The following is a 24126-nucleotide window of genomic DNA, read 5'->3' as shown; positions in this document are numbered from 1 at the left end:
AAAACCACCTCCTCACGGCCACATATCAATCTGCATTAGATCAGTTTATTATCTCAACGGCTACCGCTGTGTGCAAGCCAAATGGCGGCACGATGAACGAGACGCGATCCGCACGCTTCTCCACCGCAAGCTCCGTCCCTTCCGGGATGATCTGCACACGGCCTGCGTTCAGACGAAGTGAAATTTCGACTTCCTGGACTGGATGCACTTCCTCGATGAATGTCTTCGAGCCTGCCGCCGTTTCTTCGCGTACATGAATTAAATGAACGATCACTCGTGATTGTCCGGGCTGGCGCATAACATTCACCTCTACTGACAACGGTGCACGAACGACGATTCCCGGTTCAGGATTCAATATGCGCAAGCCGCTCAGATATACGTTGCGCAGCCACGGTGATCCGCTTCTCCAATACCCTGCCTCAAGCGGCAATGGTATATACAGGCAACTTCCTTTACCATACGTATTCATTACAATAGATGGATTTGGCGTCCCGACTGCCGGATGAGCGTGCTGGTGGTACACATGGCGGTGAACCTTCGTCTCAACAGCCGGTTCCATAAGTCCGGCAAGCTTCGTTCCGGTTGTTGTCGACACCTTCAGAGTGGGCAATGCCTGGTTTTTCAGCAACAGCGGCATATCCGGGATATTGTCCAGCAGTGCGGCATCAAGCGGATACAGATACGAAACATCGTACAGCCACATGTCAAGGAAGGCGGTGCCGAACACATCGCTCAGCCCGAAGTTGTCGCAGCGTTCTCCATTCGCTTCGTATAAGGAGGTGCGTCCGCTTGCCAGCAGCTTGCCGCCGCTTCGCACATAGTCGCGGATGATTCCTTGCAGTTCCTCGCTCACATACGCTTGATCCGGCAAGACCACTAGCTCGTACTGGCTGATATTCGCCGCCAGCCCATCTTCATCGAGAATATCGAAGTGGATATGCCCTTCCGTCAAGATGCGGTGTACGCCTTGCAGCGTGGCTTCGTCCAGACTTCGCGGCAGTGTCGACGCTTCCAGCATTCGCTTGCTTCCGATGCTATATAATACGGCAACCTGAGGCTCGCTGACCGCTTCGAGCAGCCACGGCTCCAGCGACTGAACCCAGTCGTTAGCGTACTTGACTGCCTCCATAACCGGTCGCGGCACGCTGCCCTTCAATTCGCCGGAAGGATAGGCGACATGACCGAAGCTGATCGAGCCCCCGTTCGCCACAGCGATAGCCGCCGTCGTACGGAGCGTTTCGTGCGGCGCGACCGTCCATTCTCCCCAACTCCCCATCTCGCTTGGCATCATCAGCTCGAACGGCTTGCCGAACGACCGTTTCCAGCGCGCCAGCAGGCTGCCGTACTTGTAATGAGGCGGATGGAACTCCGAAGTGAAATAATCCGCATACCGATCCGCTTCGACTTGACCGAATCGGGGGTCGCCGGCATGATTCCAGCCGATCAGGAAATCCGGACGGATCGCTTTCAGTCTATCCGCCGCATCACGCAGAAACCGGTAGCGGATATCGCGCTGGAACGCTTGCCAATGAGCCATTTCCTTCGTCCCCGGAACCGGTGCTGCGGGCGCCTCATAACCGAATCGGTTGCGATACGCCGTACGGCAATATTCGCAGTGGCAGCAGTCGTCCCATACATACGTGATGTCGAAGAAAAATCCAGACACCTCGTAACGTTCGGCGATTTCTCTCAGTTGTTCATACACGAAATCCCGGTAAGGAGAGTTCATGCAGAGTAGATCGTAGAAGCCGAACGCTTCCTTGATCGGCATCTGATCGGCGCCTCGCTGCCGATAATCCGGGTTGGCCCCGCCAACGTGGTTATTGAGTCCAACATTATAATAGGCGATGATAGCCAAGTTATGTTTCTTAGCCTCAGCTATGGCTTCGCCTAACAAGTCGCCGCTGAGCTTCGTATTCTTGTGACCAATCCGCGTGTCATAATAACTGTTTCCGAACGCGTCTTTAGTCATGAACGTAATCGTTTGCATGCCCGCAGCAGCGGCGCCTGCGATGTAATCCGCCACGTTCAACCGCACCTCCGGAATGGCTTCCCCTACGTGGAAGTCAAACAGTCCGCGACATATCGTTTTGCGGTACAATTGGTTTTCCATCCGTTATCACTCCGTTACTTCTTGTTGATTTTCGCGTATTCGGCAGTAAATTCGTCGATAATTTGATCCCCGCCATTTTTTTGCCATGTTTCAATCGCTTTCTGCCATCCTGCTTCATCCAGTTCGCCCATAATGAATTTGCCGCGAGCGTCTGTAATTTGCTTCTTCAATTGAGCGCCCTTCTCCACGTTAGTTTGCGAGATCAATGGAGTCGTTGGATCGGATACGCCTTTCTTCTCGTTGCCGGCGATGATTTCTTTCCATTTTGTTTCCATTGGCGTATCGCCAGGCTTTGGCCCGAAGATACCCAATTTGACCATAAACTGATTCAGTGGATTAATTTCATTGTTATACAAATCTTTATTTACGTTCGGCACGCCATTTTCCATCTTATACGTATGACCTTCAACGCCGAGCATTGTCAAATCAATCATTTGCTTGTCGGTCATTTTGTCGAAGAATCCCAAAATATTTTTCAAATCCTCCTCCGTTTTAACGCTGCTCTTCGGAAACATGAGAAGTCCTGCGAATCCTGGGTCGGCTTGCACGAATTCCCCCTTCGGTCCTGTGACACCAGTAGCCACATCCAACTCCGCCTGTGGGTTCAACTTCTTCAGATCGGCGAACTGCGCCGTCGTTACCGAGTCTACCGCTGTGAGCAGGAAGCCAGCTTTCCCTTGATTGATATTGGCTATATAACCTTCTTTCACGATCAGGAAGTCCTGGTTAACCAGCTTCTCCGTATACAACTTGTTGTTAAACTTCATTGCTTCCAAATATTCTGGCGTCATGAAGGAAGGAATCAGCTTGCCATCCGGTTGAACACCCCAGTTCAGCGGCGCGCCGAAATAAATGGCCAAATAGTCGATTGCCGCCCCCACGCTCGCCGATCCCAGGTCGCTCAGGCCGAACGTATCATTCTTGCCATTCTTGTCGGGATCATTGTAAGTAAAGGCTTTCAAAACCTCGTACAGCTCGTCAACCGTTTGCGGCACTTTCAGGCCGACATTGTCCAGCCAATCCTTGCGGAACAGGAGACCTGTACGTGATATCGGACGGGTTCTTGGCAATCCGTATATTTTGCCGTCAAGCGAAGTGTTGGACAAAATTTGCGGATTCAAGCTGGACAAATTCGGGTAATCCTTCAAGTAAGGCCCTACTTCCCAGAACATGCCCGAACGCGCGGCATTGACAATATTGGCGTTCTTGTTGTCCGGAATGACAAGCACTTGCGGCATCGAGCCGGAGGCGATCGTCGCATTCAGTTTTTCTTCATAGCCTGCACCCACCACCCAGTTAATATCGATGTTATAGCCGGTGTATTCGCGAATCTTCTGCATGCCGGGACTGTCAGCTTTGACCGGCTCCGTCGGATATTGCGGGACCATCATCGAGATCGTAATCGGAGCTTCGCTCGGAGCAACCGAAGCCGAACTGGAAGCTTCAGGTGCACCTGACGCCGCGGGTTCTTTCGGCTTCTCGCTGCTGCATGCCACCGTAGCACCAAGTGCCATAACAGCAACCATACTACCCACCATTGACTTTTTTACCATTTTCGATAACGTGCTCATAAATGTAGTAACCTCCTTTTTTTGGAACAGTGCTCTATATTTGATTTGGACAAGATGAAATGCTGCGCGGTGCGTCCTTTTAAAGTCGCTGACCTCTGCCCTCCCTCTCGCGAGCGGAACGATCATCTTGGCCAACACTGTTATCAACCTTTGACCGAGCCGAGATAAATTCCCTTGGTGAAATAAGACTGAATGAACGGATATACGCACAGCATTGGAAGCAGCGTGATGACGATAACAGCCATTTTGATCGTGACCGCCGGCGGTACGACAAATTGATCAGTAAACATGCTGGAGTCACCGATTCCCCCTTGCGAAAGGATAACAATTTGCCTTAGCAACACTTGAACCGGCCATTTGGCAGAATCGTTGATGTATAGAATAGCTGAGAAGTAATTGTTCCAATGCGCGACCGCGTAAAACAACGTTAATGTAGCGAGAGCCGGCTTTGAAAGCGGAACCACGATTTTATAAAAAATTTGCAGGTCGTTGCAGCCATCGATTTTGGCCGACTCCTCCAAACCGTCTGGAAGCTGTTGGAAAAAGTTTTTTAGAATGATTAAATAAAACGCGCTAATCGCGCCAGGAATCAATAAAGACAAATACGAATCGATCAGTCCGAGCGACTTCACAACGAGAAACGTCGGAATCATGCCGCCGCTGAAAATCATAGTAAACGTAGCCATAAACATGATCGGCCGTCTTCCGGGCAGGTCTCGTCTCGCCAGCGGATAAGCCATAATGCCGGTCATGGCCAAATTGATTGCTGTGCCTGCAATCGTAATCCAAGCGGACACCCACAGGCTTTTTATGATGGTATTAGTCGAAAAAATATAACGGTATGCCGTCCAATCGAAGCGGTCTGGAAACAGAATGAACGTCTTGCGCAGCACCTCTTCAGGAGCGGCAAGTGATCCGGCTATAATGTAAAGAAACGGCACTAGCGTCATCAGCGACACCAGAAGCAGTATTCCAATATTAGCTGCATCGAACAAGCGGTTTCCCAGTGTTTTTTCGTGTGTCATTGGATTCCCCCTCCCTTCTGTCCTCTGTCAAAAGATGCCGTCTTCTTCGTTTTTCTTAGCCATATAATTCGCGAGAAATACAAGGATAGCGCCAATGACTGATTTGAACAGACCAACAGCAGTGCTATAGCTGTAATCGCCTTGCTGAATAGCAGCCGTATATACATAAGTATCGAACACTTCGCCGACTTCGCGGTTTAACGCATTCAGCATCAGAAAAATTTGCTCGAACCCCGTATCCATAAAGCTGCCCAAACGGAGAATCAGCAAAATAATAATCGTACTGCGAAGAGCCGGTAGCGTGATGCTCCACATGCGGCGAAATCTGCCGGCTCCGTCGATCGTGGCCGCCTCATATTGCTGCGGGTCTACGCCGGTGATCGCCGCAAGGAAAATAATCGTTCCCCATCCAGCTTCCTTCCATATCACTTGGGTCGTAATCATCGTTCGAAACCAGTCCGGACTTTGCAGAAAATCGATTTTCTCCATGCCGGCAACCGACATCAAATCAGGAACAATGCCGTCTTGAATCGTAAAAAACGTATAAAACATGCCGACGACAACAACCCACGAAATAAAGTGCGGAATGTAGACGATCGTTTGCACCGCTTTTTTGTACACTTCCAGCCGCACCTCGTTCAGCATCAACGCCAGAATGATCGGCAGCGGGAAGAAAAAAACGATGTTGTAGATGGCAAGCAACGCCGTGTTTCGGAACAGCTTGAAAAATTCCGGATCACTGAATAAGCGTTCGAAGTGACGGAAGCCCGCCCATTCGCTTCCCGTTATGCCCAGGAATGGTTGGTAATTTTGAAAGGCGATGACGAGTCCCCACATGGGCAAATATTTGAATATCAAAAAGTAAATAATTCCAGGAACAAGCATCGCGTACAGCCACCGATTTCTTACAAGTATCGATAATATAGTGACCTCCTCCTTCCTTTGCGTGATGTTAGCTTGATTATCAGTCGCACCATACATTCCGTCAATAATCCGAACCGGACCAGCGTGCATCTCAGACCGAAAACGCTGTTGCAGAGCGGTTTCTGCAGGCTTTCGAATGTCCTTGCAGGTCTTTCCTGCAAGGCGAACGGCACCGAAGCAACATCAAATTCCACTGTCACACAACGCAACGGCCCGGCCTGTGATCGCGTCACAAGCCGGGCCGTTGTCATTATTTCATTTTCGAATCGTACGATCCGTTAACGCAAGCGACTTTCGATATTGCACGAACTCGCTGTCAATCACGCTGCGTACCTGATCTATTTTCCATCGCAAATGCGCAGCGTCCGTCATATACTCCATGCTAGGCTCCCAGCCAAGCCGCGAATCAGCTTCAACTAACGGAATTGTCTCTTCCGCGTTCGCTATTTCCTTAAGAGCCAGTTCTTCCATCCGCTCCAGCAATACAAGCGCTCTATCCCTATCCGCTGCGGCAAAAAGCTCTTTCTTCAGCTTCCACCACTTCTTGACATGAATCGTCGTCTGAAGTGATCTGGCGATAAACTGTCCCAAACCAAGCATTCTAACGCCGTCTTCCCGCTTTCTGTCTGGCGTCAGCACAAGCGCCCGCTCCAGCAATTCATTGCCTTCGGCCATCAGCTTCAGCATTCGTCCGAGGCTCCTGATCTCCACGTCAATCCGGGACACGCCAAGCGATTGCCTTGGATCATCAAGCGGCTCGTAATCTGTCAATACAATTTCATTGCCGAATAATGCATGCTTAACTGCGGGCATTTGCACAGCTCGTTTGAACATCGCGTTGCGGAAAACAAGCGGATACGACGGACCTACCCGGAATGGCCCATACTGGTCTTCGTTCGTCGGGATATAGTGGGTAATCGCCTCGCTCCACATCTCCCAAGCTTTCAATGCCAACGGCGTGGCTGTCTCTCCGAAATCACGCTTTGCGATCATCGCCAATGCGTCCTCATAAGAAGGACTCGGACTCCAATACGCCCATTTGGCCAGCTCACTTACAAAAGAAGGCCACCAGCCATAATGATGCGACTCCATCAGACCGCTCAAGCCCCAGTCTTGATTCGCTCGTAATAACGCTTCATGCCGCCTGTTCCATTGCTTGGGGAACGGCTCGTAAGGAATAACGCCGAAATCCCATGTCAGCCCGCCCGTATTGCTCATCGCAAGCAACTTAATGCCTCGCTCACTGGCTGCTTCTGCCTCGCTGCGGAAGTATTCACCCGGACCGACATTCGACAACGTGTAATCGACGCATACATGCGTGACATTCTCATTCAGTATTTGCTCGAACATCTCAAACGTCACTTGCAGCGTAATATTGGCGGGCAGTGCGCGGATAAGCTTCAGGCGATCTTCCATCGGTGCATAGCCCCAGTTGTACGTCCAAAACACGATATCCGCATCCGGGTTATGTGCGCGGATCGTTCCCGATAACAGATTAAGCCACTGCGGAAAGTCTTCACAAGGCCACCAGCCCGGACTCGGCTTCGTCTGCGGCTGATCTTCCGGCCAATCAAGACGCAGCATGCCGGTCGTATTCGAATCCTTGCTCGGGAATTCGCACGATTCCCCGACAAGAATGACGCCTTTGAACTTCGGACAGGACTCGAACACTCTTCCATAAGTACTTTCGTAATATGCACCCGCTCCCGGATCATCCGGATGAAGACGGCTGATCAAGTAACTGTACACATATACATCCAGCCCGTACAACTCGGCCCGATCGACCAAATAATTGAAATCCTGATAACCTTCCGGTGTTTCATCAACATCCTTCACGAACACCAATATCGCGTCTATGCCCGCATGTGCAAGCGCATTCAAATGTGCGTCAGGATAGCGATCCAAGCCCCAACCCGAATGAGCCATACGCGGCGAGAACAGCGGCTTACGAATAACGTCCCTGAAAGTCATCACCGGCGCTTCCCGTATATTCATTTCATCCTCGATATAGTAACTGCCCTGCGCCGTCCCTCGTTCATCAAATCCACATACCACAATCCGAGTTCCCTCTGCAACAAGCCGGTAGCTGCGAGATATCTCCAATCCTTCGCCCAGCGGGGGTAATTGCTCTCTCGTCGCCAGAACAATAACCTGTGATCCCGTGGCAGCAGCTTCCGCAACATGAAGGGAGCGACTGAGTCGTACAGACACGTTCATACTTGTAAAGAAATAATCCTGCAAATCCTTGGCCGCAGTCACCAAGAGCGGCTCGGCGCCTGCAGCGATAACGATGCGCCAGTCATCGGAAATTTCCAGTTCACCAGCACCGGCCCGCACACTGGAATCGCGTCGGTTCGGCTTATGCACAACCTCCAGCCGTTTACGGAAATCGTAATTACGCTCCATGCCCCTACTCCTTCATTTAAGAGATTAATGCATTTCTTACCAGCGACAAGGCTCCGATCATGCCTTGCTTATGTCCGAACGAACTCTGCTCCAGTTTCATGTCCACAGCTGCATAACGATTCGCTCTGAGCAGGATGGTTCGTTTTGTCTCTTCGAAAATAATAGGCAAATGCTCAAATACAGGACCGCCCAAGTAAATGACTGATGGGTTGAATAAATTAATTACGTTGCTCAAAGCGATCCCAATCGCATTGCCCGATGCAATGCAAACATCAAGTGCAATTTTATCATGTACTTGATACGCTTCAACGATGGATTCAAATGTACCGCCTTGCTCCTTATAATCACTCTCGATGCGCGGATACGTAACCATATTTTCCAGACAACCGTAATTGCCGCACATACAACGCCCTGCATTTTCATCTACAGTCACATGCCCGAGCAACCCGCCTACATTATTCGCTCCCCTAAGCAATTGTCCGTTAATCATGATTCCAGCCACAATACCGTAAGCAATGTGAACGACAGTGAAATCTTCGACGTCCTTCGCTTTGCCTTCCGCCTTCTCAGCCAGAGCCATTGTTCGTCCGCTTTCGTCCAGATATACCCGGCAACCGAATCTATCATTCAACCTGGACACGATGTCCAGTTCTCCCCAAGTGTTGAGGTTGGGAATATTCACTACTCGCTGCCTCTCCTTATCTACAATCCCCGTGACAGCGATACCTATACCGTCAAGCTCCTCCGGATTCCATTGCGAGTCTATGAGAAATTGTTCAATCTTCTCCAGCAGACTTTCCAAAATATCTGATTGTTCATTAAACTCATCCACGAGATATTCCCGCTCATGAGTGATTCTCATCAGGTTATCCGCAAGCGCAAAGCGTATTCGGTATCCCCCGATATCAAGGCCAAGAAACTTGAACTTCTCAGGATTCAAATACAGCAGGACTTCCTTCCTTCCCCGCCCGCTGCTAACACGATCACCTTCGACAACATAGTTACGTTCAATGAGCATTTTCGTTATATTCGTAATAGTCGCTTGCGAATGCCCTGTCATTCCCGCCAAAGCTTTGCGGGAAACACCGTCACATTTCTGTACAACCCTCACTATTTCGATTTCCATCGGATTGAGTTTCATCCTAAATTCCTCTCCTATGTAATCGTGAAATGACCTCCCCCTTCTATCATTTGTTCTTCTTACAGGGTAAGGCTTAGGTACTATTATTTAATTCATGTAGTAAATTATATATCTTAAATTTCAGATAGTAAATATATTACATAAAATATATTAGTGGAATTGTCTGCTCTCCAAGGTGCCCGGAATAGAAAAAACCGACTCCCATGGGAATCGGTTTCTATAACGTACTACGCTTCTGGTTGCGTATACATGAATTATAACACATTTCACTTCGTTTTCTTAATGTTTAGTTGTTACCCTCACCTAACGACTGGAGGAATTCATCATGCATCTGCGGATATTAAACAACGGGAATATCCCCACCCCGTCCATCATACATATGGTATGAATCGCATTTATGTGTTCGGAGGGATGAGAGATGAATGGGGATGAAATACGCGAGCTGGAACGCGCAATAGCGGAAATAACGGAAATCGCGCAAGGGTTCGGCCTTGACTTCTATGAGATGAGATATGAGATCTGTCCCGCAGACATCATTTACACATTCGGCGCTTACGGCATGCCGACCCGGTTCAGCCACTGGAGCTTCGGGAAGAGCTTCCATAAGATGAAGACGCAATACGACTTCGGCCTCAGTAAAATTTATGAGCTCGTCATTAACTCCAATCCTTGCTACGCCTTCCTGCTGGAAGGCAATTCGCTTATTCAGAACAAGCTGATCGTCGCGCACGTGCTGGCTCACTGCGACTTCTTCAAGAACAACGCCCGCTTCGGCGTATCCAACCGCAATATGGTAGAGAGCATGTCGGCTACGGCAGACCGTATCCATCAATACGAGCTTGAGCACGGTACGCTGAAGGTCGAGCGGTTCATCGACGCCATCCTGTCCATTCAAGAGCATGTCGATCCCACCATCGTGAAGCCCTACCAGCTTGATAAGAAACGGTATATCGAAATGATGAGGAAAGATCATGAGCGTGCAAGCAAAATTGATACTTCAGCCAAATACGACGACTTGTGGGAGCTGGACGAGGAAGCGGCAGCTGAGCGGGAAGAGCGCAAGGAAGCGGAGGCTGCGGAAGCGAAGCGGTTCCCGCCGCGACCAGAGAAGGATATCGTCTGGTTCATCGAGGAATACTCCCCCATCCTGGAAGACTGGCAGCGGGATATTATGTCCATGCTTCGCGACGAAATGCTGTACTTCTGGCCGCAGATCGAGACGAAGATTATGAACGAAGGCTGGGCTTCCTATTGGCACCAGCGCATCATTAGAGAGATGGACCTCACAAGCGATGAGACGATCGAATTCGCCAAGCTGAACTCGTCTGTCGTCGTTCCGTCGCGCAATACGCTCAATCCTTATTATCTGGGCTTGAAGATTTTCGAGGACATCGAGAAGCGATGGGACAATCCGACAGAGGAGGAGCGAATGCGCTTCAACCGAAAGTCCGGCAAGGGAAAGGAGAAAATTTTTGAAGTGCGAGAAGTGGACTCCGATATTTCCTTCTTGCGGAACTATCTGACCAAGCAGTTGGTGGAGGACCTGGATCTCTACATATTCGAGAAGAAGGGACCGGAATGGAAAATCACCGATAAAGCCTGGGAGCATGTACGCGACCAGCTTGTCTACAGCAGAGTAAACGGCGGATTCCCGACGCTGCTCGTGAAGGAAGGCAACTTCAACCGCGCCGGCGAGCTTTACCTAACTCATCAATATGAAGGAACCGAGCTGGATTTGAAATACGTGGAACGCACGTTGCCCAATGTCGTCCAGCTGTGGGGCAAGTCGGTGCATCTGGAGACGATGGTGGAGGACAAACGAATCGTATTCAGCTGCGACGGCAACAAGACGAGCAGAAAGTTCGTATGATCACCGTGCGTTAGAACTTACCACCTTGTCGACAAGCGCATATCCGTATAATCCCCTCCTGAAACGATCATCATAAGCCGGAAACCACTACAACTTCAGGAGGGTTAATCACGCATGAAGAAAACAGCACTGATTTTATTTCTATTCGCTTGCCTGGCCATCGTAACGACTCTGCCTGCCGCTCATGCCAACACCAACACCAACCGCACCGACGTGAACATGAATCGCACAGACGACTTGCTGACAGGCAAAGACAATTACCGCACGAACACCAACAATGTCTATAACAACAACAACCTGCCAAAAAACAACATGTATCCGTACGCCAACAATTATAACAACTACAAGTACAATACGAACAATTATGACGGGTACGACAACAATCGGGTGTATACGAATAATACGCGTTACAATCCTTACAATGGCACTTATAAAGGCTACACAACAACGACAACCCGTACCGGCTTTAGCTGGGGCTGGCTTGGTCTGCTAGGCTTGATCGGTCTGGCCGGCATGCGCAGCAGAGATCGCGAGCGCACGTAACAAGGAACGCTCTTCATCTTAAGAGAGAGCAACGGGGCTGCTTGCAATCAGCAGCAATCGTTGCTCTCTTGTCTTTATTTTACCCGCCTGTCCGTTCTGCTCATTCGCCCGTCTATTTGCTGAATAAGCCAGCTGATGTCGTTCATCAAGGCGCTGTCGCCTGCAGCCATCCCGACATGCTTGTCTGTCGCTTCTTTAATTCGCATACGCAGCTCGGAATCGGCAGTCACATAATAATTATATTCCGCATACTGCCACTTCAGAGCGGAATATACTTTCTGCTCAAGCAATTTATTATTGACAGGGTTGTCCGAGTGAATACCGACGACAACGTCGTTGCTGTACATCAGTACATCCGCGTGATGAACACCTGACACATGCTCTGCGATCGTAGCCAGCTGGCTGCTGTTAACGCGTCCTATAGGCTGAGATAACGGCCTCCAGCCATGCTTGCTGGAACGCGAACGCTTGTCTGTCGGCTTGGCCGGCAGTTGGCCATAAGGCTCTATCGTATCTCCATCGGCGTCGCCGTCGAAGCCATAATCATTGCCCGCTGCACTTGAGCAGCCTGTCACGCTTCCCAGCAATGCTGTTGCCAACGCGGCATAACACAACCATCGTACTATTCCAGTCCTCATCCATATGCACCTCCGTATATGCTTTAACATTTACAGAGACGGTTATTTTATACATGGAAGGGAAGGAATAAGCGCGTCGAAGCCAACGGATTACGCTCTGCAGCATAACCCGCCGGCTCCCTTCAAGCGTCAATGCAGCTTATCGATTAAGCAGACTGCCTACATAACGAAGCAGTTCGTTGGAGCAGACCGGACAATAGCCATGCTCGTCAATGAGCCGTTTTGTTACTTCATTAATGCGCTTCAACTGACTTTCATCCGGCGTCTTCGTAGATGTCGTGATTTTGACGATATCCTTCAAGTCGGTGAACAGCTTCTTCTCCACCGCTTCCCGAAGACGTTCATGGCTTGTAAAGTCGAATTTCTTGCCTTTCCTGGAATAAGACGAGATCCGGATAAGAATTTCTTCGCGGAACGCTTTTTTGGCATTTTCCGATACGCCGATCTGCTCCTCGATGGAACGCATTAGCCGCTCATCAGGGTCCATCTCCTCGCCTGTCAGCGGATCTTTAATTTTCGACCAGTTGCAATAAGCTTCGATATTGTCCAAGTAGTTCTCGAACAGGGTGCGCGCCGACTCCTCGAAGGAATAGACGAACGCCTTCTGTATTTCCTTCTTGGCCAGTGTATCGAATTCCTTGCGCGCCACAGATATATAATTGAGGTAACGCTCCCGCTCTTCTTTCGTAATGGAGGGATGCTGGTCGAGTCCTTCCTTCAGCGCACGCAGCACGTCAAGCGCATTGATGCACTGCATATCGTGCTTGATCAGAGCGCTGGATATCCGGTTGATGACATAACGGGGATCGATGCCGGACATTCCCTCTTCAATGTACTCGTTCTGCATTTCCTTCAGATCGGCTTCCTTGAAGCCTTCCACTTCCTGCCCGTCGTACATGCGCATTTTTTTGACGAGATCCATTCCCTGCTTCTTCGTCTCCTTCAATCTGGTCAGAATCGAGAAGATGGCGGCGGCACGAAGTGCATGCGGCGCAATATGGATATGGCGCATATCGCTCTGCGAGATCAGCTTGGAATAGATTTTCTCCTCTTCCGATACTTTCAGATTGTACGGGATAGGCATGACGATCATCCGCGACTGCAACGCTTCATTCTTCTTATTGCTGATGAACGACTTGTATTCCGACTCGTTCGTATGGGCGATGATGAGCTCATCGGCGCTAATGAGCGCGAACCTCCCCGCCTTGAAGTTGCCCTCCTGCGTAAGCGACAGCAAGTTCCACAAAAACTTCTCATCGCACTTGAGCATCTCCTGGAATTCCATCAAACCGCGGTTCGCCTTGTTCAGCTCGCCGTCGAACCGGTACGCTCTGGGATCGGATTCCGAGCCGAATTCGGTAATCGTAGAGAAGTCGATACTTCCCGTCAGATCCGCAATATCCTGACTCTTGGGGTCCGAAGGGCTGAAGGTGCCGATGCCGATGCGGTTATCTTCCGAGATGAATACCCGTTCCACGAGCACTTCCTGAATATTGCCGTCATATTGCGTCTGCAGCCTCATCTGACAAGATGGACACAGATTCCCTTCTATGCGGACACCCAGCGCTTGCTCAATCTCGGGTCTGAGCTCCTGCGGAATCAAGTGGAGCGGTTCCTCATGCATGGGACAATCCTTTATGGCATACACTGCGCCTCTCTGCGTTCTCGAGAATTTCTCCAGCCCTTTCTTCAGCATCGTTACAATTGTGGACTTGCCGCCGCTGACCGGTCCCATCAGCAAGAGTATACGCTTACGCACATCAAGACGACGAGCAGCCGAATGGAAGTACTCCTCCACCAGCTTCTCCACTGCTCGGTCCAGCCCGAATATTTCCTGCTCAAAAAACTTATACTTCCGCTGTCCCCCCGTCTCTTCCACACCGTAAGATTCAATCATCTCGTATACGCGTGCATGTGCCGTCATGGCTGGGGAAGGTTCCTTGCTTAGCTGCTCGATGTATTCCCTGAAGGTTCCCGTCCACGCCAGTCTCTCGCTCTCTTCCTGATATTCCGATATCCGCTTAAAAATGTCCATGCTGTGCCTCCTCCCAACGCTATGCGCATTTACGCTATTCACTCTCCGCTCGGGAGATTCCCGCTTCCCTATTGCACGACCTCATCAATTCTGAAGTATTACAAGTCTATGCGTATACGAGCCTGAAGTTGCCCAATATTTTATGCTGCGTTCCCACAAGAATCGACATATCTGCCCTTCCCTTTGCTATAATGATGAATTAGGTCCACCGACTGCTTGCGGTAGGAGAGGGGATAGGAATATGGCCGTGAAACGGGAAGAAGAACTGTACGAGCCCATCAAGCAGCACTTCGAAGAACAGGGATACGATGTGAAGAGCGAGGTGCTGAACTGCGATCTCGTCGCTGTACATCAGGATACGGGAGCAATGGTCATCGTCGAGATGAAAAAAACGTTCAACCTCGCGCTGCTTCTGCAGGGAGTTGAACGTCTTCGCTTGAATGGCGATGTCTTCCTGGCTGTAGAGCGCAACAGGAAGAAGAGCGGCGCGCATAATCAGCGCTTCGGGGATCTGGCGGAGCTGTGCCGCATGCTGGGGATAGGGCTCATGACCGTCACGTTCTATAAAACCAAGGCGCCCGTCCTGGACGTGCTGTGTGAGCCTGGCGATCCCCCTGTGCGCGGCAACCGTGTGAAGAAGCGCTCGCGTCTGCTGATGGAATTCAAGGAGCGCAGCGGCGATTACAATACCGGCGGCAGTACCGGCCGCATGCTGATGACCGCCTACCGGGAGAAAGCGCTGCGCTGTGCGTATACAATCGACAGGTTGGGGCCCTGCTCGCCAAGCCGGATAGCGAAAGAGACCGGCTACCGGAGATGCGGCGACATGCTGCGCCATAATTACTACGGCTGGTTCCATCGTATCGAGCGGGGCAAATATGGCTTGCTTCCGTCCGGTGCGGACGCTTTGAAGCAGTATAGCCATGTTATCGAGGAATGGGCTTCGTCCTTCAACGCCGAGCCGTGAATTCCCCAATCGCTTCAATCAGCCTCTGCATCCCGGATGCAATGAGCTTTGGGGAGTGCAAGGCAAAGTTAAGCCTTGCCGTATTGCGCTTCCCGCTGTGTACGTAACACGATGCTCCGGGATGGAAGGTGACGCCCTTCGCACGGGAAGCTCGTAGCAGAGCATCCGCATCAAGCCCCTCCGGCAGCCCCAGCCACAAGTATATGCCTCCCTCTGGCAAAGTCCAGTTCAGATCCGACATATTCCCGTGACGCAGCTCCCGGACCATCGCCGTCAGCCTCTGCCTTCTGCCTCGGGCTGCTTGCCTCAAGCCGTGCTGAATGTTCAATTGCTCCAGATAACGGTATGCTATTGTCTGGGAGATCGCGTCTCCGCTCTCCTGCCTCGCGTCACGCAGCACGGCAAGCGCCTGCTCATTCGCCGTTGCGATCCAGGCGGAACGCATGACGGGAGCGAGCGTATCCGTCAAGCTGCCGATCTGAACGACTGTCGCGCTTCCTCCTGACTGCACCGAAGCAAGCGCAAGCAGAGAAGGATACCGCCGCCGATGATCGCTCTGGAATCCTGTATGGCCATAGAGATCGTGCTCTACAATCGTTACACCGTAAGCCATGCACAACTGCAACATCTTTCTTCTCCGCTCCAGGCTCCAGCATCCCCCCGTAGGATTGCGGAAGTCAGGCACAGCCAGCATCAGCTTGGGCCGATGACGCACGATTAGCCGCTCCGCCTGCTCTGCGACAATGCCCTCCCCGTCACTATCCGCAGCGGCGATAAGAAGCCCCCTTCGGTTGCATAATGAGATGATGCAGTCATCTGCAGGCTGCTCCAGCAATACATAATCACCTGGAGCTGCAAGCGTGCGCAGTGCCAATCCCACCGCCTCTCCCGTTCCTTCCATTAATAGAAGCTGTTCCGGTTCCACCTGTGCGCCTTCTGCATGCAAGAAGTCGCCTATAAGCCTGCGGTATGGCAACAGCCCTTCCCATTCCGAATTGTTCCGTCCTATCGCCGGATCTGACCACACTTGATGCGCAGTCTCCTTTAGCCTTGCAATGTCCGTTCGTTTCATCGGCAGATCGTGTCCTCCGAATGACAGCACGGCATTCTTTTCGTCCATTGCTTCATACCTCCTCCCTATACTACAAGTATCCGTGCCGTTAACAATGTGTTCACAACTTTTCACGTTTTCTTTTCGGACAACGTTGGGTATAATAGACATAGCTAACTTGGAGGTGTCGAAGCAATGGGATTGACGTTTTGGATTGTGATGACCGTGTTTGCATTATTCATCGCTGCCATATTAACCAGCTCTTACAATGAGGACAAAACTTCCGGACTGTAAGCGGTTCATAGGATGAAAGCAAAGAAAGAAGCTCCCCGCACCATAAAGGTAAGGGAAGCTTCTTTTTTGTTTACCACATTAGAACTTTTTTTCTCATTTGCCGAATCGTTAATCGTCGCATAAGGAGGGCAGAGCCCTCTGCTTACGTTAGCGCTTCAGATAGCCCATCTCTTCCATGCATGCTCCGCATACATAGCGCTCCTTGAACTCCTTCACTTCATCCATCGAACCACAGAATACGCATTTGGGACGGTATCTTTCAAGGATGATATGATCACCTTGAACGAATATTTCAACGGGATCGCCCTCGTTCATCAAATAACGTTTTCGCAATGATTTTGGAAGCACAATTCGTCCAAGCTGGTCTACCTTTCTTACAACGCCTGCTGGTTTCATCACTTTCACCTCTTTATGCCTGAATTTGTAAGTATTATTTTGAGAAACCTGTGCGATATTAACTCTTCGACAGCATCTTCTCAATTCCTTCTTCTCATCACTAATTTGTAATTTTCATATTATTACTTCAAATTAACAAAACCGGTTTGACGAAGCGCTTCAAATAATACAATTGCAGCTGAATTTGACAAATTAAGGGATCTCACCTTGTCCGTCATCGGCATCCGAATGCATGTGTCCGGATTCTCGTCTATGAGCGATTGTGGCAGCCCTTTCGTCTCTTTACCGAACACAAAGAAATCGCCGTCTTGATACTGGAAATCCGAATATAACTTGCTGGCCCGCGTACTGGCGTAGAAGAAACGTCCCCCCGCGTACTGTTCCTGCACTTCCTGGAAGGAATCGTGGTAATGCACCTGTACCGCATGCCAATAATCCAGTCCCGCCCGCTTGAGCGTCCGGTCGTCGGTATTGAAGCCGAGCGGCCTTACCAGATGCAGATGCGTCGCCGTCGCGGCGCACGTCCTTGCGATATTGCCCGTATTGGCCGGTATCTCCGGTTCTACGAGCACGATATGGAATGTCATAGTGAAATCCTCCCATCCTTCAATTACCTGTATATTCACGATTTTACACTGGCTTTACGTACCGTTAATCTTCCGCATAATTATTGCCCCCATAATGGGATACATACTAGGAGACAAAGGAGATAAATTGATGCGAAAAAAAATATTGGTTGTGGACGACGAGCCCTCCATCTCCATGTTGATTGATTTCAATTTAAAGCTCGCTGGTTACGATGTAAGATGCGTTGACGACGGTGAAGCCGTATTCGATATGCTCCGTTCATTCCGCCCGGACTTGATAGTATTGGATCTGATGCTGCCGAAGATGGACGGCATTCAAGTATGCCGGGAATTGCGCAAGCAGAACAATGCCGTCCCCATCATTATGCTGACCGCTCTGCAGGACGTAACAGACAAAATCGCCGGCCTCGACAATGGCGCCGACGATTATATGACCAAGCCATTCAGTCCGCAAGAACTCATCTCCCGTATCGGGGCGATATTCCGCCGATTGCAGACGCTACCGGGATCCGCTGATGAGACCACGTATACAATCGGCCAATTGACCGTACTTGTGGAGCAGCGTGAGGTGCGGATCGGGGGAAAGCCGATCGAGCTTACGCCGAAGGAGTTCGAGCTGCTGCACTTCCTGTGCCGTCATAAGGGGAAAGTGCTAAGCCGCCAGCAGCTGCTGCATGGCGTCTGGGATTATCACTTCCTCGGCGATACGCGGATAGTCGATGTCCATATTAGCCATCTGCGCGACAAGATTGAGAAGAACGCGCGCACCCCTGAATACATTATGACCGTTCGCAACGTAGGGTACAAGATGCATATCCCGAGCTACAACGAATCTTTGGCATAAGAGCGGCGAATACAGTGCCTATGCAAGAAGACCGCCCTTCCTTCGTTATCGACGAGGCAAGGGCGGTTTTTTCGTGGCAGAATGATGAGATTAACCGTTACGCTTCTGGAAGTCCGCCATAAATTGAGCGAGCGCCTTGCAGCTCTCCAGCGGTACGGCGTTGTAGGTTGATGCGCGAAGGCCTCCGACATCGCGATGACCCTTCAGGCCGACAAAGCCCTCTTGCTCCGATTGTTTCACGAACAGCTTCTCCAACTCCTCGCTACCCAACCGGAACGTAATGTTCATGACGGAGCGGCTATCCGGATTGGCGCAGCCCTTGTAGAAGCCTTCGCTATTGTCGATTGCGTTGTAGATCAGTGCCGTCTTCTCTTTATTGAATTGCTCGAGCTCCGCTACTCCGCCCTTGGACTTGATCCATTCCAATACAAGCTTCACCATATATACTGCGAAGGATGGAGGCGTATTGTAGAGTGAGCTGCTCTTGGCATGAGTCGCATAACGGAACATTGCCGGAATATGCGCAGGCGCTTCTTGAATGAGCTCGTCCCGCACGATAACGACTGTTACGCCGGACGGGCCCAGATTTTTCTGCGCCCCGGCATAGATCATGCCGAACTGGCTCACATCAAGCGGCCGACTCAGGATGTCGCTGGACATGTCCGCAATTAGCGGCACGCCTACGCTGTCCGGGTACTGCTGGAACTGAGTGCCTCCAATCGTCTCATTGGACGTCAGATGAAGATACGACGCATTCTCGGGGATAACGATTTCGGACTGGCTTGGCACGCGCATATATTGATCGGATTCGGTAGACGCGGCAATCACCGTCTCACCGATGATCTTCGCTTCTTTAATCGCTTTGTTCGCCCACGCACCCGTCTGCACGTATGCTCCAGGACGTCCTGGACGGAGCAGGTTCATCGGAAGCATCGCGAATTGTGTGCTGGCCCCGCCTTGCAGCAGCAGCACATGATAGCCGTCCGGAATTTGCAGCAGTTCCTTAAGCAGTTGCTGGGCGCTGGCGTTCACTTCCTCATACAGCTTGCTTCTGTGCGACATCTCCATAATGGACATGCCTGCGCCTTGGTAATCGACGAATTGCTCCTGGGCTTGCTGCAGCACCTCTAACGGGATTGCCGCCGGTCCTGCGTTGAAATTGTATGCTCTGGTCATCGCTCTCTCCACCCCTTCATCTTTATACATAATAACGCTATGATAGCAATTTTGCTCGGCTTCATCAAGTGTGTGTCAGACAAAAGTCGAACGAAATTATGGGGTTTTCAATAATTATTCGGATTTCATAGTTTTCGAAAGCTCTTTTTTCTAGTTTTTAGTAAAGAATAAAATATTGTACATCCATATCCATACAAAAAACGCTGCCCTGCAAGTCAATCTGACTTGCGGGCAGCGGTACGGGGTTTGCTATGGACGAAACAACTTCCCAACGGTCCCAACCGTGTGCTCGACAATGGCTTGTCCGCCTTCCGGGCCGACGGGATTGCTGGCCGGTACAGAACCATAACCTCCTCCGGCCAACGAGCGCTGGCTGGGGAGATATGTCCCTCCTCCCGCGAGCTGGATCAGAAATGTCTGCACGGCTACGCCTTCGTTGCGCACCTTGATCTGAATGCCGTAATCCAGATAATATTCGTAAGGAACCGTCGTAAAAGCGATATCTCCGATTCGCAGAACATGAATTTCGGCCGGAATCGTCGGGGTCTCCCTCTGCAACTCAAAGCGGCGAACGACACCAAGATGCCAATTCATGCGGCGGTATACATCCGTCACCGCTACGTACCAACGCGGATTGCTGCGAAGCGACGGATCGGCCTCCAGCTTCCGCATTTCTTCCTCGTACTCCAGTCTGAATCTTTCGACATCATGTCGTGCCGTACGAACATCGTCCTCGGTCAGCCGATTAGCCGGCACCTCCAATGTCTCGACATGATGCCTGAGAACCGGAGATGAGACGGCAGTCTGTGCAATGACGGGCAATATTTCCTGTACAGCATTCGCAATCCGCTGCGCGATCTCCTCGCGGGGAGACTGGCCCTTCAGCTCTTGCATACGCGCAGTGGCGGCATTGTCATACAACAGGAAGGGAGACAGATCGCCGGCCGCGCTGCATTGAGGGAGAATGAATAGTTCCCCGCCAAATCGCTGGCGCAGCTCTTGACGGGCTTCAGACCACCAATCCGCGCTAATGACGAACAGGGTCTCGCTCTCCTGAGAAGGGCATGGCACGTTCACGACCAAGCCCGTCAGCTTACCATGACAATCATAGGTCGCTGCAAGATTAATACTATGATCCTCGTACCCTTCAATATGGCGGAACGTATGGCTGACTTCGGGATGCAGCCCGTACATCGTAGACCGGCCTTGCTCGTCAATCCAGCGGCGGTTGCGGCCAACAACCGCATAATCCATCCCGTAAGCCAGACTTCCCGGAGTTCGGGCATTCCAGGCCTTGCGAATGACCTCGGCGATCCGTTCAGCCGCAAATGAGATATAAGCATTAACATTCATCGCTTCGAGCTCAACACCGACGTCGATGCCAATTCCCCGATTCGGGTAATCGGCGGACGGAGCGTAGATCTCAGGTCCAGTGTGGGTATGGGTAGCGCTTATAATAACGTTCATCGGATCAAGATCCGGCAGTTGGCCGTCCAGACGGGCACGCACTTCTTCTCGAAGCACTTCCGGAACAGACAGCAAATCGCAGCTAACAAGCACAGCTTGTCCTTCCTCCGACTCTAGCGCCCATCCGGTTACGCTCAGAGGGTCCATTATTCCTTCGGACACGCGCGCATAGAACATGCCTCTTAGAATGACGGGATGTTCCGGGGTAATATCCCCTTCCGCCCATCCGATTCTCAACGACGAACTTGGATTTGCCATACGAGTTGCCTCCTTCACTTCTTTAACCTATTGAGCCGTGAAAGCTCGCTGCTTAGTACACGCTTGCCATCAGACCTCCATCCACGAACATATGGCTGCCCGTAATAAAAGAAGCTTCATCGGAAGCCAGGAAAGCTAGCAGTTGCGCCACTTCCTCCGGACTTGCGATGCGCCGCATCGGATATTGACCGTACACTCGTTCCCGGGCTGCCTCAGGATTCGGCTGAAAATCAAAAAATTGCTCCACCATCGGTGTGCCGACATCGCCCGGACAAACGCAATTGACCCTGATTCCGGACGATCCATAGGCTACCGCCATCGATTTGGTCAGGGCAATGACTGCGCCTTTGGTCGCCCCGTAAATGCCAAGATCCGCATCTCCGGTCACGCCAAGGACAGAGCTGGTTGAGAGAATTACGCCCTTCTTCTGTTCCAGCATGAACGGTAAAACGTGCTTGCAGCCAAAAAAGACGCCTTTTAAGTTAACCGCTATCATTCTGTCAAATTGTTCCTCCGTACAATCATGCAGCTCCCCCATAATCTGCACAGCCGCATTGTTTATCAATATGTCCAAGGAGGAGAAACGGGATTGCGCCCGTTTGACCGCATTTTTGACGTCTTCTTCTCGGCTGACATCGGCACATATCGCCACACTGCAGCCGCCCGCCGCATTAATGCTCGCGGACACCGTCTCCGCTTTCTCTCCGTCCACATCCACTACAGCCACTTTCGCCCCTTGATCGGCAAGCAGCCTGGCTGTCGCCTCACCGATGCCTGATCCCGCGCCGGTAACAAGAGCGCTTTTCCCTTTCAGCCTGTCTCTCATCCTCCCCATCCTCCCATCCCTTCTGTCTAACCAATCAATGGCAGAGTTCCGTTTATGTATTTTATTACAAACTCTAATACTGCATTAGTATAGTACGAGATTGTAAGTTTGTCTACAATCTTAACGTCAACCAATTATTTTGTATATGCATTCTGCCAGCCAGTTTCGGAGCTTTCGAAAATGGACTCGAAAAAGGCCAACCAGAACATGCTGGCTGACCTAATCAAACGAAAAAGAGCCCGACCGGGCTCTTTTTTACGATTACAATATAATTGCTGTATGCCGTATGCGATTAGCAGCCGAAGTAGAGGCTGAACTCATGCGGATGAACGCGCATGTTGACCGCTTTAGCTTCAGAACGCTTAAGCGCTACGTAGTTATTGATGAAGTCTTCCGAGAATACGCCGCTTTCCGTCAAGAAGCCGGTATCTGCTTCCAGAGCGTCCAGCGCTTCGTCCAGGGAGCCTGGTACGCTGCGGATTTCTCTCTTCTCTTCTTCAGGAAGATCATAGATGTTCTTGTCGAACGGTCCATAACCAAGAGCCACCGGATCAAGATTGCGCTTGATGCCGTCCAGACCGGCAAGCAGCATCGCAGCAAATGCCAGATAAGGATTCGCAGTGGAGTCCGGCGTACGGAACTCGATGCGGCAACCTTTCGGTGTTACTGCAGCGATCGGAATACGAACTGCAGCGGAACGGTTGCCCTTCGAGAATACGAGGTTGACCGGCGCTTCATAGCCAGGAACCAGACGCTTGAAGGAGTTCGTGCTTGGGTTCGTGAATGCGATCAGAGCAGGAGCGTGATACAGAACGCCAGCGATGTAGCTCATAGCCGTTTTGCTCAGGTTCGCATATTGCGTATTATCGTAGAACAATGGCGTGTCGCCATCGAAGATGGACGTGTGAACGTGCATGCCACTGCCATTGTCGCCATACAGCGGCTTAGGCATAAATGTTGCGACTTTGCCCCATTGGCGAGCTACGTTGTGCACGATATATTTATACTTCAGAAGGTTGTCGGCTGTTTTGGTCAACGTGTCGAAGCGGAAGTTGATTTCCGCTTGGCCTGCTGTCGCCACTTCATGGTGATGACGCTCAACGCGAAGGCCGGATTCTTGCATAAGGCGAACCATCTCGCTGCGGATATCTTGCTGGGAATCTGCTGGCGCTACCGGAACATAACCGCCTTTAGTCGGAATTTTGAAGCCGAGGTTCCCGCCTTCTTCCTTGCGCGCTGTATTCCAAGCGCCTTCCTCGGAATCTACTTTGTAGAACGAAGTATTCATGGAGCTCTCGTAACGAACATCGTCGAAGATGAAAAATTCGGATTCTGGTGCGAAGAAAGCTGTTGTGCCGATACCGCAGGATTGCAGGTACTCTTCCGCCTTGTGGGCAATGCTGCGAGGATCGCGATCGTAACGTTCGCCGTCTGGAGTGTTGATGTTGCACATGATGTTCAAAGTAGGATGAGCTGTGAAAGGATCGATATATGCTGTCTCAGGGTCCGGCATCATGACCATATCGGATTCTTCAATGCCGCGGAAGCCCGGGATAGACGAACCGTCGAACGCAACGCCGTTCACGAATGTATCTGCATCCACCTCTGTAGCAGGCAGCGTAATATGATGCGCTCCACCCGCGAGGCTCACAAAACGAAAATCGACAAACTGAATGTTGTTTTCTGTAATTTGCTCCAAAACTTTTTGAACTGACATCTTAACTTCCTCCATTTCCGAACATTAACGTGGATTTTGACTTAGAACGTTCAAGTATTTCGTTATCTATGTCGTTTATTATAAGACTGTGCAATCCAAGCGTCAATAGCTATGTCAGGTATTTTTGATTCACATGTCAGGTAAACTCACGTGGGTGCGCTTACATTTCAGAAAACCTCCTAATTATTTTAAATATTCCCATGTTTCCGGCTCGCAAATTGTCCCTAATTCGACTGTAATCCCCCGTCATACTGCAGTTACAACTGCTTCCGCACCA

General features: G+C 50.9%; 19 protein-coding genes. 4 read left to right on the top strand and 15 right to left on the bottom strand.

The features are described 5' to 3' along the window. Positions 1–40: 40 nt before the first annotated feature. The 6 genes from M6D81_RS14370 to M6D81_RS14345 form a co-directional block, all read right to left on the bottom strand. The gene (locus M6D81_RS14370) at positions 41–2113 is read right to left on the bottom strand and encodes a beta-galactosidase trimerization domain-containing protein (RefSeq protein WP_262677590.1); all 2073 of its coding nucleotides are present in this window, start codon (positions 2111–2113) and stop codon (positions 41–43) included. 14 nt (positions 2114–2127) lie between these two features. After that, positions 2128–3684 (bottom strand): extracellular solute-binding protein, encoded by a 1557-nt coding sequence (locus M6D81_RS14365; RefSeq protein ID WP_262677589.1) that lies wholly within the window; start codon positions 3682–3684, stop codon positions 2128–2130. A 143-nt stretch (positions 3685–3827) separates the two neighbouring features. Next, a complete protein-coding gene (locus M6D81_RS14360; RefSeq protein ID WP_262677588.1) occupies positions 3828–4709 on the bottom strand; it encodes a carbohydrate ABC transporter permease in 882 nt (293 codons plus the stop codon). Between the two features lie 27 nt (positions 4710–4736). Beyond that, positions 4737–5690, bottom strand: a complete 954-nt coding sequence (locus M6D81_RS14355) for an ABC transporter permease (protein ID WP_262677587.1) — start codon at positions 5688–5690, stop codon at positions 4737–4739. Between the two features lie 198 nt (positions 5691–5888). Continuing rightward, positions 5889–8039 (bottom strand): hypothetical protein, encoded by a 2151-nt coding sequence (locus M6D81_RS14350; RefSeq protein WP_262677586.1) that lies wholly within the window; start codon positions 8037–8039, stop codon positions 5889–5891. A gap of 16 nt (positions 8040–8055) precedes the next feature. Next, positions 8056–9180: an ROK family transcriptional regulator gene (locus M6D81_RS14345; RefSeq protein ID WP_262677585.1), complete on the bottom strand. Its 1125-nt coding sequence runs from the start codon at positions 9178–9180 to the stop codon at positions 8056–8058. A 418-nt stretch (positions 9181–9598) separates the two neighbouring features. Here M6D81_RS14345 and M6D81_RS14340 point away from each other — a divergent pair, with 418 nt between their 5' ends. Continuing rightward, entirely contained in the window at positions 9599–11050 is a 1452-nt protein-coding gene (locus M6D81_RS14340; protein WP_262677584.1) for a SpoVR family protein, read from the top strand. A 114-nt stretch (positions 11051–11164) separates the two neighbouring features. Further along, positions 11165–11593, top strand: a complete 429-nt coding sequence (locus M6D81_RS14335; protein WP_262677583.1) for a WGxxGxxG family protein — start codon at positions 11165–11167, stop codon at positions 11591–11593. 74 nt (positions 11594–11667) lie between these two features. Here M6D81_RS14335 and M6D81_RS14330 read toward each other — a convergent pair whose 3' ends face one another. Together M6D81_RS14330 and M6D81_RS14325 are read right to left on the bottom strand one after the other, a co-directional pair. Then, entirely contained in the window at positions 11668–12231 is a 564-nt protein-coding gene (locus M6D81_RS14330; protein WP_262677582.1) for a YhcN/YlaJ family sporulation lipoprotein, read from the bottom strand. A 139-nt stretch (positions 12232–12370) separates the two neighbouring features. Then, positions 12371–14266 (bottom strand): PrkA family serine protein kinase, encoded by a 1896-nt coding sequence (locus M6D81_RS14325; RefSeq protein WP_262677581.1) that lies wholly within the window; start codon positions 14264–14266, stop codon positions 12371–12373. A gap of 241 nt (positions 14267–14507) precedes the next feature. Between M6D81_RS14325 and M6D81_RS14320 the strand changes: the two genes are divergently transcribed. After that, positions 14508–15233, top strand: a complete 726-nt coding sequence (locus M6D81_RS14320; RefSeq protein WP_262677580.1) for a DUF2161 domain-containing phosphodiesterase — start codon at positions 14508–14510, stop codon at positions 15231–15233. Here M6D81_RS14320 and M6D81_RS14315 read toward each other — a convergent pair. The 3 genes from M6D81_RS14315 to trmL form a co-directional block, all read right to left on the bottom strand. Then, positions 15217–16353: an aminotransferase-like domain-containing protein gene (locus tag M6D81_RS14315; RefSeq protein WP_262677579.1), complete on the bottom strand. Its 1137-nt coding sequence runs from the start codon at positions 16351–16353 to the stop codon at positions 15217–15219. The two genes, M6D81_RS14320 and M6D81_RS14315, sit on opposite strands and share 17 nt — an antisense overlap. A 372-nt stretch (positions 16354–16725) precedes the next feature. Beyond that, entirely contained in the window at positions 16726–16974 is a 249-nt protein-coding gene (locus M6D81_RS14310) for an AbrB/MazE/SpoVT family DNA-binding domain-containing protein (RefSeq protein WP_262677578.1), read from the bottom strand. A 122-nt stretch (positions 16975–17096) separates the two neighbouring features. Next, positions 17097–17561: a tRNA (uridine(34)/cytosine(34)/5-carboxymethylaminomethyluridine(34)-2'-O)-methyltransferase TrmL gene (gene trmL, locus M6D81_RS14305; protein ID WP_262677577.1), complete on the bottom strand. Its 465-nt coding sequence runs from the start codon at positions 17559–17561 to the stop codon at positions 17097–17099. A gap of 130 nt (positions 17562–17691) precedes the next feature. Here trmL and M6D81_RS14300 point away from each other — a divergent pair, with 130 nt between their 5' ends. Then, positions 17692–18405 (top strand): response regulator transcription factor, encoded by a 714-nt coding sequence (locus M6D81_RS14300; RefSeq protein WP_262677576.1) that lies wholly within the window; start codon positions 17692–17694, stop codon positions 18403–18405. 90 nt (positions 18406–18495) lie between these two features. Here M6D81_RS14300 and serC read toward each other — a convergent pair whose 3' ends face one another. From serC to glnA, 4 genes are all read right to left on the bottom strand, one after another. Then, a complete protein-coding gene (serC, locus tag M6D81_RS14295) occupies positions 18496–19581 on the bottom strand; it encodes a 3-phosphoserine/phosphohydroxythreonine transaminase (RefSeq protein WP_262677575.1) in 1086 nt (361 codons plus the stop codon). 249 nt (positions 19582–19830) lie between these two features. Beyond that, entirely contained in the window at positions 19831–21306 is a 1476-nt protein-coding gene (locus tag M6D81_RS14290; protein WP_262677574.1) for a hypothetical protein, read from the bottom strand. 52 nt (positions 21307–21358) lie between these two features. Then, entirely contained in the window at positions 21359–22132 is a 774-nt protein-coding gene (locus M6D81_RS14285) for an SDR family NAD(P)-dependent oxidoreductase (protein ID WP_262677573.1), read from the bottom strand. Between the two features lie 292 nt (positions 22133–22424). Continuing rightward, on the bottom strand, positions 22425–23849 hold the full coding sequence (gene glnA, locus M6D81_RS14280) for a type I glutamate--ammonia ligase (protein WP_262677572.1): 1425 nt from the start codon (positions 23847–23849) through the stop codon (positions 22425–22427). Positions 23850–24126 lie beyond the last annotated feature (277 nt).

The sequence above is a fragment of the Paenibacillus sp. J5C2022 genome (assembly GCF_025567625.1).
Taxonomy (GTDB): domain Bacteria; phylum Bacillota; class Bacilli; order Paenibacillales; family Paenibacillaceae; genus Pristimantibacillus.
Note: the sequence above shows the minus strand (reverse complement) of the source record. Positions and strands in the feature narration are given on the sequence as shown.